The 439-nt window shown below is 73.6% G+C and carries 2 pseudogenes; both read left to right on the forward strand.

Annotated features, from left to right (window positions below):
- Positions 1 to 113, forward strand: a pseudogene (locus AA75_RS53210) (sulfate ABC transporter substrate-binding protein); the annotation flags it as partial.
- 135 nt (positions 114 to 248) lie between these two features.
- Positions 249 to 439: pseudogene (locus AA75_RS41740) on the forward strand (ABC transporter ATP-binding protein); the annotation flags it as partial.

The raw sequence follows: 439 nt of genomic DNA on the forward strand, positions 1-439 counted from the left end.
GTCTGCTGGAGAAGCCGGTCCTCGACGGCATCTACGACCTCACGCTGCTCAACAAGGTGCTCAAGGAGAAGGGCCAGCCGTCCGTCGCGGACGCCGGCCTCGGGGTCAAGTGACCCCCGCCCCGTGACTCCGCGGTCCGCGCCCCGTCCCCGTCCTGGTCGATGCCCAATCACAGGACGGGGCGGGGCCGGGCCCCGGCCCCAGCTCCCCGAAGCCCACGCCAGACCGACCACGCAGGAGGTGCCCGGATGACCTCGGCACTGACCACCTCGCACGACGTCCCCGCCACCGATTCCCCGGCCGGCCAGGTGGCCGTCCGGCTCTCGCACGTGCACAAGACCTTCGGCCGCCCCGGCACCGCCGCGCCCGTCCTGGACGACATCTCGCTGGACGTGGCCCCGGGCGAGTTCGTCACCCTGCTCGGCGCCTCCGGCTGCGG

Origin of the sequence: Kitasatospora sp. MBT63, from assembly GCF_000710465.2 — a bacterium.
In the GTDB taxonomy this organism is placed as follows: Bacteria; Actinomycetota; Actinomycetes; order Streptomycetales; family Streptomycetaceae; genus Kitasatospora.